Origin of the sequence: Escherichia sp. WS3063 (assembly GCF_046486595.1) — a bacterium.
Lineage (GTDB): Bacteria > Pseudomonadota > Gammaproteobacteria > Enterobacterales > Enterobacteriaceae > Escherichia > Escherichia coli.
This window is the reverse complement of the sequence record NZ_JBJQKY010000080.1, coordinates 1-818: the sequence shown is the minus strand read 5'-3', so window position 1 is coordinate 818 and position 818 is coordinate 1. Positions and strand designations below refer to the sequence as shown.

Below are 818 nucleotides of genomic sequence, written 5' to 3'. Positions count from 1 at the left end.
ACGTATAGGAAGAATAAACGCCCTTTTCACCCAAGTCCAACAGCTTTGGACCGCAGTTGACTCTTTCGACACCCCTGCGATGCAACCCAATCCGGCTGACGGGGAGCCAGCAACGCTGAAAATTTACCCTCCTCTTTCCCACTAGCGGCTCCTTTTCCGACAACCAGCACGGCGGATCCCTGCCGCGGCGCTGTGAACGCAGCATTTTGATTGGTATCGTTGGCCTTCAGGCTCGTCAGTCAAACAGACCCAGGAGCAGCTCAGCCGGTGGCGCCCGGCTTTCGGGTAACGCCCTGGTCCCGCTGGTTTCGGCTTTGTGCTTCAGGTGATCAAGGATCTGCTTGATCACTATAGGGTCTTCAATGCAGGCGATGACTTTCATGGCGCCGCCGCAGCCGCTGCAGGTCTCGATGTCGATATTGAAAACACGCTTGAGCCGTTGCGCCCATGTCATCGACGCTCGCCGTTGTGCTGGTGTTGCCGGTTCATCAGCCACCCTGACCTTGTTGCCCCTGCCCCGTTTTGCCGGCGTGACCAACGCCCGGTGCCGACTGTTGGGTGCGAACACCCCGTGGAAGCGGGTTAGGTTGACTCTGGGCTTCGGTACCAGGGCGGCCAGCCTTGCAATGAAATCCAATGGTTCGAAAATGACGTGCGTGGTGCCGTCCCGGTACGGCGTCTTGAGCTGGTAGCGCACGTTGCCGCCTCGTGTTAACGACAGCCGCTTCTCGGATACCGCCGGGCGGCTGATGTACCGGCACAGCCGTTCGAGCTTCTTGCGTTCATCGGCCCTGGCCGCCACGCCGGCGTGCAGGCTG

At 60.1% G+C, this 818-nt stretch carries 1 protein-coding gene; it reads right to left on the bottom strand.

All coding sequences use genetic code 11. From position 1 onward, the window contains the following. Positions 1-235 precede the first annotated feature (235 nt). Positions 236-818, bottom strand: a 583-nt coding sequence (locus ACJHYW_RS25265; protein WP_080312105.1) for a transposase, incomplete at its 5' end; no start/stop codon positions are given.